We start from the raw sequence: 15,061 nt of genomic DNA, 5'->3' as shown, positions 1-15,061 counted from the left end.
TTGGTAACCCTATCTGAAAAGAGGCTGCGCGCGTGAGCGGGCAGCCTCTTTCGGGCGACAGTTGAAAAACCGTCTTATTGCTTGGCGGCAGCCAGCTGGGCAGCAACTTCTTCAGCGAAGTTGTCGACCGGCTTCTCGATGCCTTCGCCTACTTTGAAGTAGGTGAAGGAAACGATTTCAGCGCCGCCTTTCTTGGCCAGCTCGCCAACCTTGATTTCAGGGTTCTTGACGAACGCCTGCTCAACCAGGCTCGCCTCTGCCAGGAACTTGCTGATACGGCCCTTGACCATGTTCTCAACAATATTTTCTGGTTTGCCTTTGATTTTTTCTTCGTTCAGCTGCAGGAACACAGCCTTTTCACGCTCGATCGCTTCGTCGGAGACTTGCGAAGGCAGCAGGAACTCAGGGTTGCTTGCAGCAACGTGCATTGCGATATCTTTGGCCAGCTCGACGTCGCCGCCTTTCAGGACAACAGCAACACCGATCTTGTTGCCGTGCAGGTAGGTGCCGACTACGTCGCCTTCTACGCGCACCAGACGACGGATGTTCACGTTCTCGCCTACTTTGGCAACCAGTGCTTCGCGAGCAGCTTCTTGAGAAGCGATCAGCGGAGCTGCGTCGGTCAGCTTGTCAGCGAATGCCTTGTCGACGCTGGCAGCAACGAAGTTTTTGAAGTCGTCCTGCAGAGCCAGGAAGTCGGTCTGCGAGTTGACTTCGATCAGAACGGCAGCCTTGCCGTCGTCCTTGATGGCGATAGCGCCTTCAGCGGCAACGTTGCCGGCTTTCTTGGCAGCCTTGATGGCGCCCGAAGCACGCATGTCATCAATGGCTTTTTCGATGTCGCCGCCAGCCTTTTCCAGGGCCTTCTTGCAATCCATCATGCCTTCGCCGGTACGCTCGCGCAGTTCTTTGACCAACGCTGCAGTAATTGCTGCCATTTTCAAATTCCTCTTGGATAGGTTTTCAACCATTCCACCCGATCGAACGGGCGTTCAATTCTTCCCGAACCTGTTTGTAGCCGCTGCACGTTACAGATGCTGTAGCTGCGCTGCCGACAGATGGTTTTCGAGGTGGCAAAAAGGGGGCCAAGCCCCCTTTTTGCTTACTGAGTCAACGCCAGGGCGTCAATTACTCAGCTGCAGCCTGAGTTTCTTCAGCTGCGAATTCTACAGTGCCGCCAGCAACGTTGTTGCGACCGCGGATCACTGCGTCAGCCATCGAACCCATGTACAGCTGGATAGCGCGGATAGCGTCATCGTTGCCTGGGATGATGTAGTCAACGCCTTCCGGGCTGCTGTTGGTATCGACAACGCCGATGACCGGGATGCCCAGCTTGTTGGCTTCGGTGATCGCGATGCGCTCGTGGTCAACGTCGATCACGAACAGTGCGTCTGGCAGACCGCCCATGTCCTTGATGCCGCCCAGGGAGCGGTCCAGCTTCTCAAGATCGCGAGTGCGCATCAGCGCTTCTTTCTTGGTCAGCTTGGCGAAAGTACCGTCTTCGGCTTGTACTTCAAGGTCACGCAGACGCTTGATGGAAGCACGAATGGTCTTGAAGTTGGTCAGCATGCCGCCCAACCAGCGGTGATCGACGTACGGCGAACCGCAACGTGCTGCTTCTTCAGCAACGATCTTGCCAGCGGAACGCTTGGTGCCGACGAACAGAATCTTGTTTTTGCCCTGGGCCAGACGCTCTACGAAAGTCAGAGCTTCGTTGAACATTGGCAGGGTTTTTTCAAGGTTGATGATGTGAATCTTGTTACGCGCGCCGAAAATGTATTTACCCATTTTCGGATTCCAGTAACGGGTTTGGTGACCGAAGTGCACACCGGCCTTCAGCATATCGCGCATGTTGACTTGGGACATGATAGTTCCTTGATAAGTCGGGTTGGGCCTCCACGTATCCCAATGACCAACCATTGATCCGAGGATCAACGGCACCCAGGCCATCGTGTCGACACGTGTGTGGGTTAATGCTCTCGGGGCTATCCCCGGAAAGCGGCGCATTTTATACCACAGGGGCGACGCAAACGGAACCCGGAATCTGCAATCGCGTCAGGGACATGCGCGCCAGCCCCTTGGAATCGGGACAATGCACCGCATTGTATCGAGAGAAGCGATGCACGCGGGCGCGGATTTGCGCCTTTGGTCTGTTAGAATCGCGTTTTTCGGGGCCGCCAAATCAACAGCCGCGCCCCTGTCCGTATCAGCAAGCGCCGCCGAGCGCAGAGAGAGCCTGTATGACCGTCACCCTCAAAACCCCCGAGGACATCGCCGCGATGCGTGTCGCCGGCAAACTGGCCGCCGATGTGCTGGAAATGATTGCCGAGCACGTCAAGCCGGGCGTGACCACCGATGAGCTGAACCAGATCTGCCACGACTACATCGTCAACGTGCAGCAGGCCATCCCTGCCCCGCTCAACTACAAGGGCTACCCGAAGTCGATCTGCACTTCGATCAACCACGTGGTCTGCCACGGCATCCCGAACGACAAGCCGCTGAAAAACGGCGACACCCTGAACATCGACGTCACCGTGATCAAGGACGGCTACCACGGCGACACCAGCCGCATGTTCCACGTCGGCACCGTACCGGTCTGGGCCGAGCGCCTGTCGCAGGTCACCCAGGAATGCATGTACAAGGCGATCGAGATCGTCAAACCCGGCTGCCGCCTCGGTGACATCGGCGAAATCATTCAGAAGCACGCGGAAAAGAACGGTTTCTCGGTGGTGCGTGAGTTCTGCGGCCACGGCATCGGCAAGGTGTTCCACGAAGAGCCGCAGATCCTGCATTACGGCCGCGCTGGCACCGGCATGGAACTGAAGGCCGGCATGACCTTCACCATCGAGCCGATGATCAACCAGGGCAAGGCCGACACCAAGGTACTGGGCGACGGCTGGACCGCGATCACCAAGGACCGCAAGCTGTCTGCCCAGTGGGAACACACTTTGCTTGTCACCGACACCGGCTACGAGATCTTCACCCTGCGCAGCGACGATACAATCCCGCGCATCTCGGCCTGATTCACCCACCGCTCCCAGTCTATAGAAGGAAAGCCAATCGATGCCGCAGGTGGATCCCGAACTCTTCGACCGCGGCCAGTTCCAGGCTGAACTGGCCCTGAAAGCGAGTCCCATCGCGGCGTTCAAGAAGGCGATCCGCCAGGCCCGCGAGGTGCTCGATGCACGTTTTCGGGCCGGTCGCGACATCCGGCGGCTGATCGAAGACCGAGCGTGGTTCGTCGACAACATCCTGCAAAAGGCCTGGGATCAGTTCGACTGGAGTGAAGACGCCGACATCGCGCTGGTCGCGGTCGGCGGCTACGGTCGCGGCGAGTTGCACCCCTACTCCGACATCGACCTGCTGATCCTGCTGGACAGCGCCGACCACGAAATTTTCCGCGATTCCATCGAGCGCTTTCTGACGCTGCTGTGGGATATCGGCCTTGAAGTCGGTCAGAGCGTTCGCTCGGTCGACGAATGCGCCGAAGAGGCGCGCGCCGACCTGACGGTAGTCACCAACCTGATGGAAAGCCGCACCATTTGCGGCCCCGAACGTCTGCGCCAGCGCATGCTCGACGTCACCAGCACTGCACACATGTGGCCGAGCAAGGAGTTCTTCCTGGCCAAGCGCGCCGAGCAGAAGGCTCGCCACCACAAGTACAACGACACCGAATACAACCTGGAACCCAACGTCAAAGGCTCCCCCGGCGGACTACGGGATATTCAGACGATTCTGTGGGTGGCCCGTCGTCAGTACGGCACCCTGAACCTGCGCGCGCTGGCCGGTGAAGGGTTTCTGGTCGAAAGTGAAAACGCCCTGCTGGCGTCCTCCCAGGAATTCCTCTGGAAGGTGCGTTACGCCCTGCACATGCTCGCCGGTCGCTCCGAAGACCGTCTGCTGTTCGATCACCAGCGCACCATTGCCGGGCTGCTGGGTTTTGAAGGCGACGACGCCAAACAGGCTGTCGAAAACTTCATGCAGCAATACTTCCGCGTTGTGATGAGCATTGCCCAGCTCAGCGACCTGATCATCCAGCACTTCGAGGAAGTCATCCTCGCCCCGGAAGACGAAGCCCCGCCGCAGCCGATCAACTCGCGCTTCCAGTTGCACGACGGCTACATCGAGGCACGCAACGACAACGTATTCCGCCGCACGCCGTTCGCCATGCTCGAGATCTTCGTGCTGATGGCCCAGCAGCCGGAAATCAAAGGCGTACGCGCCGACACCATTCGTCTGCTGCGGGAAAACCGTCACCTGATCGACGACAATTTCCGCAACGACATCCGCAACACCAGCCTGTTCATCGAGCTGTTCAAGTGCAAGATCGGCATCCACCGCAACCTGCGGCGGATGAACCGTTACGGCATTCTCGGGCGCTATCTGCCGGAGTTCGGCTTCATCGTCGGGCAAATGCAGCACGACCTGTTCCACATCTATACGGTCGATGCGCACACGCTGAACCTGATCAAACACCTGCGCAAATTGCAGTACACCCAGGTGTCGGAGAAATTCCCGCTGGCCGCCAAGCTCATGGCGAAACTGCCCAAACCTGAACTCATTTATATGGCGGGCCTGTATCACGACATCGGCAAGGGCCGACATGGCGACCACTCGGAAATCGGCGCGGTCGATGCCGAGGCGTTCTGCCAGCGTCACCAACTGCCGGTTTGGGACAGCCGCCTGATCGTCTGGCTGGTGCAGAACCACCTGGTGATGTCGACCACCGCACAGCGCAAGGACTTGTCCGACCCGCAGGTGATCCATGATTTCGCCCTGGCGGTCGGTGACGAAACCCGTCTCGACTATCTGTACGTGCTGACCGTGGCCGACATCAACGCGACCAACCCGACCCTGTGGAATTCGTGGCGCGCCAGCCTGTTGCGCCAGCTCTATACCGAGACCAAGCGCGCCCTGCGCCGTGGCCTGGAGAACCCGGTAGATCGCGAAGAGCAGATCCGCCAGACCCAGAGCGCAGCGTTGGACATTCTGGTACGTGGCGGCACCGATCCGGATGACGTCGAGCAATTGTGGGCGCAACTGGGCGACGACTACTTCCTGCGCCACACCGCCGGCGACGTGGCCTGGCACACCGACGCGATCCTCCAGCAACCGGCCGACGGCGGTCCGCTGGTGCTGATCAAGGAAACCACCCAGCGCGAATTTGAGGGCGGCACGCAGATCTTCATCTATGCACCGGACCAGCACGACTTCTTCGCCGTGACCGTGGCCGCGATGGACCAGCTCAACCTGAACATTCACGACGCCCGGGTCATCACGTCCAGCAGCCAGTTCACCCTCGACACTTACATCGTGCTCGACACCGACGGCGACTCGATCGGCGACAACCCAATCCGGGTCAAGCAGATTCGCGAGGGTCTGACCGAAGCGCTGCGCAACCCCGCCGACTACCCGACGATCATCCAGCGTCGGGTGCCGCGTCAGCTCAAGCATTTTGCGTTCGCCCCGCAGGTGACGATCCACAACGATGCCCAGCGTCCGGTGACGGTGCTGGAACTCACCGCGCCGGATCGCCCCGGCCTGCTGGCACGGGTCGGCGGGATTTTCCTCGAGTTCGACCTGTCGCTGCAGAACGCCAAGATCGCCACCCTGGGCGAGCGGGTGGAAGACGTGTTCTTCATCACCGACGCCCACAATCAACCACTGTCCGACCCGCTGCTGTGCAGCCGTTTGCAGGATGCCATCGTCGAACAGTTGAGCGTCAATCAGGAACCCGATATCAAACTGTCGCGCATCAGCATCTGAATCAACCATTCCCCCCTGTGGGAGCGAGCTTGCTCCGGGCGGCGATCCGACGAATGCGATGTCACATTGAACATCATTTTCGACTGATACACCGCATTCGTCGGTTCGCCGCCCGGAGCTAGCTCGCTCCCACATTGAACGAGGCCCTCATGAACAACGCTCTGTCCCAGCTTCAGCCCTACCCGTTCGAAAAGCTCCGCGCCCTGCTCGGCAGCGTCACGCCAAACCCGGACAAGCGCCCGATCGCGCTGTCCATCGGCGAACCGAAGCATCGCTCGCCGAGTTTTGTCGCCGAGGCGCTGGCCAACAATCTGGATCAGATGGCGGTGTACCCGACCACCCTCGGCATCCCGGCCCTGCGCGAAGCCATCGCCGCATGGTGCGAGCGTCGCTTCAACGTGCCGAGCAGCTGGATCGACCCGGCGCGCAACGTGCTGCCGGTCAACGGCACCCGTGAAGCGCTGTTCGCCTTCACTCAGACCGTGGTCAACCGTGGCGACGACGCGCTGGTGGTCAGCCCGAACCCGTTCTATCAGATCTACGAAGGCGCGGCATTCCTCGCCGGCGCCAAGCCGCACTACCTGCCATGCCTGGACGGGAACGGCTTCAACCCGGACTTCGACGCGGTATCGCCGGACATCTGGAAACGCTGCCAGATCCTGTTCCTCTGCTCGCCGGGCAACCCGACCGGCGCGCTGATTCCGGTCGACGTGCTGAAAAAGCTGATCGCCCTGGCCGACGAATACGACTTCGTGATCGCCGCCGACGAGTGCTACAGCGAGCTGTACTTCGACGAACAGACCCCGCCGCCGGGCCTGCTCAGCGCCTGCGCCGAACTGGGCCGCAAGGACTTCAAGCGTTGCGTGGTGTTCCACAGCCTGTCCAAGCGTTCGAACCTGCCGGGCCTGCGCTCCGGTTTCGTCGCCGGCGATGCCGACATCCTCAAGGGTTTTCTGCTGTACCGCACCTACCACGGCTGCGCGATGCCGGTTCAGACCCAACTGGCCAGCGTTGCTGCGTGGAATGACGAAGTCCATGTACGCGCCAACCGCGCGCTGTATCGCGAGAAGTTCGACGCCGTGCTGGCGATCCTTAGCCCGGTGATGGACGTGCAGCGTCCGGATGGCAGCTTCTATCTGTGGCCGAACGTGCAAGGTGACGACGCCGCATTCTGCCGGGACCTGTTTACCGAAGAACACGTGACCGTCGTGCCGGGCTCTTACCTGTCGCGCGACGTCGATGGCGTCAATCCGGGTGCCGGGCGCGTGCGGATGGCACTGGTTGCACCACTGGCCGAGTGTGTCGAAGCGGCCGAGCGTATTCGCGACTTCATCCTGCGTCGCAAGTAATGCCTGAATGCCCGTGCCGGGCAATCCGGCACGGGTGTCAATATCACGTAACAGTTCCCCTCCTGTTTCTACCGCACTCCCCCATCGGCCAGACGTTAGTCTTGAGTTGCGCCATTCGCTGCGCATCAATGAATGCCAACTTTAACTTCATGGAAGAAGTGAACAATGAACGAACTTCTGGATTGCCAACTGATTCAATGGCCTGACGATCAGGCCGCTTACTCGGTAGCCATCAACGAAAATCCGGCGAATGCAGGTCCGCAAAGCGCACCGGGTTCACGCCGCAAACGCTCCGTGGTCAATTATTCGAAACTCTGGGCAAATGGCCGAACTTTAAAGATTGCTTTCCTGGATGCACCCGACGCCAACCATAAAACCGCAATTATCAACGCCGCGTGTAAATGGCTGCCCCATATCAACCTCAAGTTTGAATTCGTCGACGATCTGAAAGGTGATATCCGTATCGCCACCCGGAACAATAACAACAGCTCGATGCTCGGCACCGATGCGCTGTTGATTCATCCCGACCATCCAACGATGAACCTGGGCGTCAAACCGGAACATGCCGACTTCGAGACCATCGTGATCCACGAGTTCGGCCATGCGCTGGGAGCGCTGCATGAACATCAGCACCCTCAAGCCAATATTCCGTGGGACAAACCCAAGGTGTACGAGTTTTACCGGAATCGGGAAATGAATCCGCTGACCCGCGAACAGGTCGACCGCAACCTGTTTGCGTCCTTCGATACGCTGGATGCGATTTATACGAACTACGACAGGCGATCGATCATGCACCACCCTGTATCGAACGATTTGACCATCGGCAAATGGGAAGTCTCGACAAACCGCAAGATCAGTAAAAAAGACAAACAATTGATGAAACTGCTTTATCCGAAATAAACCGCAACTCAAAACAACACAGTTCGTCAGGCGCAACGCCTGACGAACATCAATTACACAAACATCAACTTACACCAAACAACTTTCACACATTCCCGATCATCAATAACTTCACCACCACCCGAACTCATCGAATTCGTGGACACGTCAATTATTCCCTTACAAGCAAGGACACTTGAACATGAATCAAACCGTCACCCGAACCCATCGAAATAAACGCGCAGTCGGCAAGCCTGCTCACTTCTGGACGCCAGGCCAGACATTGTGCATTGCCTTTCTGAATGGCGATCAGGCGTTCAAGGACGCTGTCAAAGCTGCAGCGAGCAGTTGGCTGCCTCATATCAACCTGAAGTTCGATTTCGTCGAGGGAGACTCGGGGGATATCCGTATCAAGAGCGATCCCGGCGTTTACTGGTCTGCTATCGGCAACAACGCAACGCTGATCGAAGCACAAGACCCGACCATGAGGCTGTCACCGGACCTGCGGGCAGCGGCATTCTTCGCCGCCAATGTCATGCATGAGTTCGGACATGCTCTGGGGGCCGAACACGAGCACCTGCACCCGGAGTCAAACATTCCCTGGAACAAGCCTGCGGTTTACGCCGCACATGGCGTGGCCGAAGACGCCGATGAAGACGATTACGCGCGCCTGTCTGTCGATGAACGCTACTTCAACCTGCTTGATGCGAGCTCGTTCGACTATTCGCCTTACGATCCGACATCGATCATGCATTACCCCGTTCGCCAGGATTGGACTCACGGCGATTTCAAGATTGATCTGAATCGGACGCTCAGTGAAAAAGACAAGGCCTTCATGGCGAAGGCCTATCCCTATCCCGCTGCAGAAACGGCGTAACCGGTGGATCGGGGCGCCTCGATTATTTGACCTGCCCCAGGTTCGCCTCACTCAAATCCAGCTCCCCCAATACTTCACGCAACACGTCATCACCAATCTGGTGCTGGCGGCTGAGGCTGTACAACTCAAGGCGCTGCGCCCGCAATGCCTTGAGGCGCAAGCGGCGTTCCAGCAGATCCATCTGGAACGCCAATGCCTGGGCTTCGGCGGAATCGTTGAATACCTCCAACTGATGGCGGTACTCGGACATGATCCGCGCCTTGAGTTCCGCTGCCAGCGCGGCTTGCGCGGCGTCCTGCGGATTGACCTCTTCGACCTCCAGCGCGTGGATTGCCGCTTCGGCGGTCTTGCGCCAGGCGTCGCGCACTTCCTGACGACGCTTGTCGTCCGGGCTCTTTTCGATGCCGCGCAACAACAATGGCAGCGCAATACACGCCGCCACCAATGACAACAGAATCACTCCGGCGGCGATAAAGATCAGCAAATCACGCTCGGGAAAGGCCTCGCCGCCCATCAGCATCGGCACCGACATCACGCCCGCCAGGGTCACCGCCCCGCGCACGCCACCGACGGTCAGCAACCAGCAGGAACGGGCGGTCGGCACTTGCGTCAGATCCCCCTTGCCGCGCAGACGGCGCAGCAGCACCGACAGACGCCAGATGCTTTGCACCCAGATGAAACGCAACAGCACCAACGCCAGGAAGATCGCCACCACATCGAGGCAGCGATAGAACAGCGTCGGCCACAACGAGGTTTCGTGGCTGACCACAGCCTTGATGATGTCCGGCAGTTGCAGGCCGAGCAGCAGGAAGATCAAACCGTTGAAGGCGAACTCCAGCAACGACCAGACGCTGCGGTTGAGCAAGCGGGTGCTGGTCTGGCGTGGCAGCAGATCGAGCCAGCTCTGCATCATCCCCGCCGCCACCGCCGAGAGAATGCCCGACGCGCCAAGCCGTTCGGCCAGCACGTAAGCGGCAAATGGCAGCAGCAACATAAACACCACGTGAGTCGCCGGATCGTCCCAGCCCCGGGCGATCATCCAGGCGCGCAGCCGTCCGACCAGCCAGCTCAGTGCCACACCGACCGCCAGCCCGCCGACCGCCACCAGCACGAAGGTCAGGCTGGCATTGGCCAGGGAAAACGCGCCGGTGACTGCCGCGACCAGCGCGAACTTGAACGTCACCAGACCCGAGGCATCGTTCATCAACGCCTCGCCCTGCAACATGTGCATCAGCGGTGTCGGCAAGCGGTTCTGCGAAATCGCCGACACCGCCACGGCGTCGGTCGGCGACAGTACCGCCGCCAGCGCAAACGCCACCGGCAAGGGAATCGTCGGCAACAGCCAGTGAATGAAGTAGCCAGCGCCGACCACGGTAAACAGCACCAACCCGACTGCCAGCGTGAGCACCGGCCCGCGCAAGCGCCACAATTCGCGCTTGGGCATGCGCCAGCCATCGGAAAACAGTAGCGGGGGCAGGAACAGAAACAGGAACAGTTCGGGATCAAGGGCCACGTGCAGGCCGAGGGTCGGCCAGGCCAGCAAGGCACCGGCAGCGATCTGTACCAGCGGCAACGGCAGTGGAATCACCCGTCCCACCAGGCGCGAGACACTGACCAGCATCAGCAGGATCAGGACGGTATAAGCAGTTTGCATAAAGCGGAAATCCCGGACAATCGACAGCATTGAACTGCCATATTAGCCGCTTAGGCTGTGGCTGACCGTTGCACCTATGTCGCAGGCCCCTCAGCAAAAGCAACCTCGGCGCCGCGAAACCGTCTGGTCATGGCATAATCCGACACCATTTTTTTCCAGCACCTGTAAAGGGGGCAATTCCTTGACCGTTTCAAGCAAAACGTTGCACCTTTTCGGCATCAAAGCCTGCGACACCATGAAAAAGGCGCGCACCTGGCTCGATGAACACGCTGTCAGCTATGACTTCCACGATTACAAGACCGCCGGCATTGACCGTGAGCACCTGACCCAATGGTGCGACGAGCATGGCTGGCAAACGGTGTTGAACCGCGCAGGCACGACCTTTCGCAAACTCGACGACGAACGCAAAGCCGATCTCGACCAGTCGAAAGCCATCGAACTGATGCTCGCTCAACCCTCGATGATCAAGCGCCCGGTGCTCGATCTCGGTGACCGAACCCTGATTGGCTTCAAGCCAGATATCTACGCGGCCGCTCTCAAGTAAGCAGCCCGTCACTTTTTGTAGAGGTATTCACATGTCCAACTCCCTGTTCAGTATCGCCTTCGGCGTCGGCACCCAAAACCGTCAAGGCGCATGGCTGGAAGTGTTCTACGCCCAGCCGCTGTTGAACCCTTCGGCCGAACTGGTCGCCGCTGTCGCACCGATCCTCGGCTACACCGAAGGCAACCAGGCCATCACCTTCACCACCGCACAAGCCGCCCAACTGGCTGAAGCCGTGAAAGGCATCGACGCGGTACAAGGCAAGCTGCTGACCCGTCTGGCTGAAAGCCACAAGCCGTTGGTCGCCACTCTGCTGGCCGAAGATGCTCAGCTGACCTCGACCCCTGAGGCTTACCTGAAGCTGCATCTGCTGTCCCACCGCCTGGTCAAGCCGCACGGCGTGAGCCTGGCCGGGATCTTCCCGCTGTTGCCAAACGTTGCCTGGACCAGCCAGGGCGCGATCGACCTGAGCGAACTGGCCGAGCTGCAACTCGAAGCCCGTCTGCGTGGCGAGCTGCTGGAAGTGTTCTCGGTGGACAAGTTCCCGAAAATGACCGACTACGTGGTACCGGCCGGCGTGCGTATCGCTGACGCTGCACGTCTGCGTCTGGGCGCCTACGTGGGCGAAGGCACCACCGTGATGCACGAAGGTTTCATCAACTTCAACGCCGGCACCGAAGGCCCGGGCATGATCGAAGGCCGCGTCTCCGCTGGCGTGTTCGTCGGCAAGGGTTCGGACCTGGGCGGCGGCTGCTCGACCATGGGCACCCTGTCGGGCGGCGGCAACATCGTGATCAAGGTCGGCGAAGGCTGCCTGATCGGCGCCAACGCCGGTATCGGTATCCCGTTGGGCGACCGCAACACCGTCGAGTCGGGCCTGTACGTGACCGCCGGCACCAAAGTCGCGCTGCTGGACGAGCACAACAACCTGGTCAAAGTGGTCAAGGCCCGTGAGCTGGCCGGTCAGACCGACCTGCTGTTCCGTCGCAATTCGGAAACCGGTGCCGTGGAGTGCAAAACCCACAAATCGGCGATCGAACTGAACGAAGCGCTGCACGCTCACAACTAAGCAGCACATTGATAACCTGTGGGAGCGAGCTTGCTCGCGAAGCTTTTTGGCGTCCTCAAGGACGCCTTCGCGAGCAAGCTCGCTCCCACAGGGTCAGGCGTATACCACATGATGATTCCCTCCCCCTGGCGCGCCGATTTCCCGGCCATCGCCGCCCTGCAACGGCAAGACCAGACTTACCTGGACAACGCCGCCACCACGCAAAAACCCCAGGCCCTGCTCGATGCGCTGGCGCATTACTACGCCAATGGCGCGGCCAACGTGCATCGTGCGCAACATCTGCCCGGCGCCCACGCCACGCAGGCGTTCGAGGACAGTCGCCTGAAGGTCGCCCAGTGGCTGAATGCCGGTGACAGCGGGCAAATCATCTTCACCCACGGCGCCACCAGTGCGCTGAATCTCCTGGCCTATGGCCTGGAACATCTTTTCCATCCGGGCGATGAAATTGTCATCAGCGCCCTGGAGCATCACGCCAATCTGCTGCCGTGGCAGCAACTGGCACAACGTCGCGACCTGAAACTGGTGATCCTGCCGCTGGACGAGGACGGCGTGATCGACCTCACCGCCGCCGTGCACCTGATCGGCCCGCGCACCCGTCTGCTGGCGGTCAGTCAGTTATCCAACGTGCTTGGCGCCTGGCAACCGTTGCCGGCGCTGCTGGCAATGGCCAAGGCGCACAACGCGCTGACTGTGGTCGATGGCGCTCAAGGCGTGGTCCACGGTCGACACGATGTGCAGGCGCTGGGTTGCGACTTTTATGTGTTTTCCAGCCACAAGCTGTACGGCCCCGATGGCCTTGGCGTGCTGTTCGGGCGCAACGCAGCGCTCGAACAACTGCGGCCGTGGCAGTTCGGCGGCGAAATGGTACTGGAAGCCAATTATCACGAATCCCGTTTCCGCCCTGCTCCGCTGGGCTTCGAAGCCGGAACGCCGCCGATTGCCAGCGTGATCGGCCTCGGCGCGACCCTCGACTACCTCGCCGGGTTGGATCAGGACGCCGTGTCCGCCCACGAAGCCGCACTGCACGATTACCTGTTGCGCGGTCTCGCCGCCCGCAATGGGATTCGTCTGCTGGGCAAGCCGCAACTGGCGCTGGCCAGTTTTGTCGTCGAAGGCGTGCACAACGCCGATCTGGCGCACTTGCTGACCGAACAGGGCATCGCCGTGCGTGCCGGGCACCACTGCGCGATGCCGCTGCTCAAGCGCTTTGAACTGGCTGGGGCGATTCGCGTGTCGCTGGCGCTGTACAACGATTCCGAAGACCTGGAGCGATTCTTTGAAGCGCTGGATCAAGCGCTGGAGTTGTTGCGATGAGCCTGCCGGTCGAGGCCGCCGAAGCGCTGCAAACGTTTCAGAACACCGCCGGTTGGGAACAACGGGCGCGGCTGTTGATGCAGTTCGGGGATCGTTTGCCGGCATTGAGCGATGCGGACAAGTGCGAGGCCAATCGGGTGCATGGCTGTGAAAGTCAGGTGTGGCTGGTCGGTGAGTTGCGCGACGGCCACTGGCAATTCGCGGCAAGCAGCGATGCGCGGATGATTCGTGGGTTGGTGGCGTTGTTGCTGTTGCGGGTTAACGGCTTGTCGGCCGCCGAGTTGCAGCAAATCGATCTGCCGGACTGGTTCAATCAGCTGGGACTGTCGCGGCAGTTGTCGCCGTCGCGCAGCAATGGCCTGAATGCCGTGCTCAAGCGGATGAATGAGCTGGCCGGCTAACCGCCATCGCTGGCAAGCCAGCTCCCACATTGGAAGTTGGTGCTACATAGAACGTGTGTTCACTGAACATCAACTGTGGGAGCTGGCTTGCCAGCGATGAGGTCATCAGCCGCACTGGTCAGGCCTGTGGCTTGACCCGATCCGCCGGGCGCCGAACACCCGCCACAATCTTGTCCACCGCCTTGGTCGCCGCGACCATGCCGAACGTCGCCGTCACCATCATCACCGCGCCAAACCCGCCGGCGCAGTCCAGCTTCACGCCGTCGCCGACAAAACTCTTCTGCAGGCAAATGCTGCCATCCGGTTTCGGATAGCGCAGTTGCTCGGTGGAGAACACGCACGGGACGCTGTAGTGGCGGGTCACGGTGCGCGAGAAGCCGTAGTCGCGACGCAGTGTGGAGCGCACTTTCGAGGCCAGTGGATCGTTGAAGGTGCGGTTGAGGTCGCAGACCTGAATCAGCGTCGGGTCGATCTGCCCGCCAGCACCACCGGTGGTGATGATCTGGATCTTGCGCCGTTTGCACCAGGCGATCAGCGCCGCCTTGGCGTTGACCGCGTCGATGCAGTCGATCACGCAATCGATGTTCGGCGTGATGTATTCGGCCATGGTGTCGCGGGTGACGAAGTCCGCCACCGCGTGCACCTTGCAGTCCGGGTTGATCCCGCGCAGACGCTCGGCCATTACCTCGACCTTGGGCTTGCCGACGGTAGTGTCCAGCGCATGCAACTGGCGGTTGGCGTTACTGACGCAGACGTCGTCGAGGTCGAACAGCGAAATCTCGCCCACCCCGCAACGGGCCATGGCTTCCGCCGCCCAGGAACCGACGCCGCCAACGCCGACAATCGCCACATGGGCGGCACGCAGGCGCTCGAGGCCCTCGATGCCATACAAACGGGCGATGCCTGCAAACCGCGGATCTTCTGTACTCATGACCATTACCCTAAAAACCGGCGCGCATTATAGGGCCGTCGGCGGCCAAGAGCATCTTTGCGCTATGAACGGCGAACGCGCCTGCTTTAATTAAAGCTGCACGCAACAAAGATTTGTCTTACACGCTGAAACGAAAGAACTTAAGTCAGGTTGGATTGCCCAACGTCCGGCATTTCCCTGTCTCTTGTAGGACTCGGCGAACTGCCGGTGTAGGATGCGCGCCCTCTTGGCGTCAACCAGCCGACCCTTCGTTCCACAGCCTTTGGAACCCGACACAGCT

The 15,061-nt window shown here is 60.1% G+C and carries 13 protein-coding genes; 9 read left to right on the top strand and 4 right to left on the bottom strand.

Going from position 1 to position 15,061, the window contains the following annotated elements; all coding sequences use genetic code 11:
- Window positions 1-74: 74 nt before the first annotated feature.
- Window positions 75-938, bottom strand: a complete 864-nt coding sequence (gene tsf, locus IHQ43_RS05850) for a translation elongation factor Ts (protein ID WP_064593783.1) — start codon at window positions 936-938, stop codon at window positions 75-77.
- Window positions 939-1,128: 190 nt separating this feature from the next.
- Window positions 1,129-1,866, bottom strand: a complete 738-nt coding sequence (gene rpsB, locus IHQ43_RS05845; protein ID WP_008052780.1) for a 30S ribosomal protein S2 — start codon at window positions 1,864-1,866, stop codon at window positions 1,129-1,131.
- A 374-nt stretch (window positions 1,867-2,240) separates the two neighbouring features.
- Here rpsB and map point away from each other — a divergent pair, with 374 nt between their 5' ends.
- The 5 genes from map to IHQ43_RS05820 all read left to right on the top strand — a co-directional run bounded on the left by map (window position 2,241) and on the right by IHQ43_RS05820 (window position 8,871).
- Window positions 2,241-3,023, top strand: coding sequence for a type I methionyl aminopeptidase (gene map, locus IHQ43_RS05840; protein ID WP_192563700.1), 783 nt, complete (start codon window positions 2,241-2,243; stop codon window positions 3,021-3,023).
- A 40-nt stretch (window positions 3,024-3,063) separates the two neighbouring features.
- Window positions 3,064-5,766: a [protein-PII] uridylyltransferase gene (locus IHQ43_RS05835; protein ID WP_192563699.1), complete on the top strand. Its 2,703-nt coding sequence runs from the start codon at window positions 3,064-3,066 to the stop codon at window positions 5,764-5,766.
- Between the two features lie 149 nt (window positions 5,767-5,915).
- Complete coding sequence (gene dapC, locus IHQ43_RS05830) at window positions 5,916-7,115, top strand: succinyldiaminopimelate transaminase (RefSeq protein WP_192563698.1); 1,200 nt, start codon at window positions 5,916-5,918, stop codon at window positions 7,113-7,115.
- A 165-nt stretch (window positions 7,116-7,280) separates the two neighbouring features.
- Window positions 7,281-8,015, top strand: coding sequence for a M12 family metallopeptidase (locus tag IHQ43_RS05825; protein ID WP_192563697.1), 735 nt, complete (start codon window positions 7,281-7,283; stop codon window positions 8,013-8,015).
- Window positions 8,016-8,196: 181 nt separating this feature from the next.
- The gene (locus IHQ43_RS05820) at window positions 8,197-8,871 is read left to right on the top strand and encodes a zinc metalloprotease (protein WP_192563696.1); all 675 of its coding nucleotides are present in this window, start codon (window positions 8,197-8,199) and stop codon (window positions 8,869-8,871) included.
- Between the two features lie 22 nt (window positions 8,872-8,893).
- Here IHQ43_RS05820 and IHQ43_RS05815 read toward each other — a convergent pair whose 3' ends face one another.
- Window positions 8,894-10,525 (bottom strand): Na+/H+ antiporter, encoded by a 1,632-nt coding sequence (locus tag IHQ43_RS05815; RefSeq protein ID WP_192563695.1) that lies wholly within the window; start codon window positions 10,523-10,525, stop codon window positions 8,894-8,896.
- Window positions 10,526-10,706: 181 nt separating this feature from the next.
- Here IHQ43_RS05815 and IHQ43_RS05810 point away from each other — a divergent pair, with 181 nt between their 5' ends.
- From IHQ43_RS05810 to IHQ43_RS05795, 4 genes are all read left to right on the top strand, one after another.
- On the top strand, window positions 10,707-11,069 hold the full coding sequence (locus IHQ43_RS05810; protein ID WP_003222107.1) for an ArsC family reductase: 363 nt from the start codon (window positions 10,707-10,709) through the stop codon (window positions 11,067-11,069).
- 31 nt (window positions 11,070-11,100) lie between these two features.
- A complete protein-coding gene (dapD, locus tag IHQ43_RS05805) occupies window positions 11,101-12,135 on the top strand; it encodes a 2,3,4,5-tetrahydropyridine-2,6-dicarboxylate N-succinyltransferase (protein WP_007954762.1) in 1,035 nt (344 codons plus the stop codon).
- A 108-nt stretch (window positions 12,136-12,243) separates the two neighbouring features.
- Complete coding sequence (locus IHQ43_RS05800; protein WP_192563694.1) at window positions 12,244-13,449, top strand: aminotransferase class V-fold PLP-dependent enzyme; 1,206 nt, start codon at window positions 12,244-12,246, stop codon at window positions 13,447-13,449.
- Complete coding sequence (locus IHQ43_RS05795; RefSeq protein WP_192563693.1) at window positions 13,446-13,850, top strand: SufE family protein; 405 nt, start codon at window positions 13,446-13,448, stop codon at window positions 13,848-13,850. Before IHQ43_RS05800 ends, IHQ43_RS05795 begins: the two co-directional genes overlap by 4 nt.
- A 118-nt stretch (window positions 13,851-13,968) precedes the next feature.
- On the opposite strand, the gene tcdA is transcribed toward IHQ43_RS05795, so the two are convergent.
- Window positions 13,969-14,787 carry a tRNA cyclic N6-threonylcarbamoyladenosine(37) synthase TcdA gene (gene tcdA / locus IHQ43_RS05790; RefSeq protein ID WP_192563692.1) on the bottom strand — a complete coding sequence of 273 codons (819 nt, stop codon included), beginning with the start codon at window positions 14,785-14,787 and terminating at the stop codon, window positions 13,969-13,971.
- Between the last annotated feature and the right edge of the window lie 274 nt (window positions 14,788-15,061).

Origin of the sequence: Pseudomonas gozinkensis (assembly GCF_014863585.1) — a bacterium.
Lineage (GTDB): Bacteria > Pseudomonadota > Gammaproteobacteria > Pseudomonadales > Pseudomonadaceae > Aquipseudomonas > Aquipseudomonas gozinkensis.
The sequence above is the reverse complement of the archived record's forward strand: the minus strand, read 5'-3'. Positions and strand labels throughout refer to the sequence as shown.

Excerpts from the sequence above, each read along its gene's own strand:
- rpsB (WP_008052780.1), bottom strand. The coding sequence starts at position 1,866 with ATGTCCCAAGTCAACATGCGCGATATGCTGAAGGCCGGTGTGCACTTC.
- IHQ43_RS05825 (WP_192563697.1), top strand. The coding sequence starts at position 7,281 with ATGAACGAACTTCTGGATTGCCAACTGATTCAATGGCCTGACGATCAG.
- IHQ43_RS05815 (WP_192563695.1), bottom strand. The coding sequence starts at position 10,525 with ATGCAAACTGCTTATACCGTCCTGATCCTGCTGATGCTGGTCAGTGTC.
- tcdA (WP_192563692.1), bottom strand. The coding sequence starts at position 14,787 with ATGGTCATGAGTACAGAAGATCCGCGGTTTGCAGGCATCGCCCGTTTG.
- dapD (WP_007954762.1), top strand. The coding sequence starts at position 11,101 with ATGTCCAACTCCCTGTTCAGTATCGCCTTCGGCGTCGGCACCCAAAAC.
- IHQ43_RS05820 (WP_192563696.1), top strand. The coding sequence starts at position 8,197 with ATGAATCAAACCGTCACCCGAACCCATCGAAATAAACGCGCAGTCGGC.
- IHQ43_RS05795 (WP_192563693.1), top strand. The coding sequence starts at position 13,446 with ATGAGCCTGCCGGTCGAGGCCGCCGAAGCGCTGCAAACGTTTCAGAAC.
- tsf (WP_064593783.1), bottom strand. The coding sequence starts at position 938 with ATGGCAGCAATTACTGCAGCGTTGGTCAAAGAACTGCGCGAGCGTACC.
- dapC (WP_192563698.1), top strand. The coding sequence starts at position 5,916 with ATGAACAACGCTCTGTCCCAGCTTCAGCCCTACCCGTTCGAAAAGCTC.
- IHQ43_RS05800 (WP_192563694.1), top strand. The coding sequence starts at position 12,244 with ATGATGATTCCCTCCCCCTGGCGCGCCGATTTCCCGGCCATCGCCGCC.
- IHQ43_RS05835 (WP_192563699.1), top strand. The coding sequence starts at position 3,064 with ATGCCGCAGGTGGATCCCGAACTCTTCGACCGCGGCCAGTTCCAGGCT.
- map (WP_192563700.1), top strand. The coding sequence starts at position 2,241 with ATGACCGTCACCCTCAAAACCCCCGAGGACATCGCCGCGATGCGTGTC.